We start from the raw sequence: 286 nt of genomic DNA on the forward strand, positions 1-286 counted from the left end.
CTGGCCCGCTCCGTGGGCGACTCCCTGCGTGACACCCTGGCCGACAGCAGCCGCCTGGCCGCGGAAAGCGTGCAGCCGATCATGGCCCAGTCACTGGCCAGCCTCAGCGAGCAGGTTCAGGGCACCCACGAAAAGCTCAACGCCATCACCGAACAGCAGCTCGGCACCCTCACCGAACGCTTCCGCGACACCACCGAGCACGCCGCCGAACAATGGCGCGCCGGCCTCGCCGAGCACCAGCAAACAAGCGCCCGGCTGGTCAACGACATCAGCACCTCCCTGGCCG

1 protein-coding gene is annotated in these 286 nt (G+C 68.9%); it reads left to right on the forward strand.

The window, feature by feature from the left end:
- On the forward strand, positions 1-286 hold a 286-nt coding region (locus A3754_RS03990; RefSeq protein ID WP_156496764.1), incomplete at both ends, for a DUF802 domain-containing protein.

Source organism: Alcanivorax sp. HI0083, from assembly GCF_001635175.1.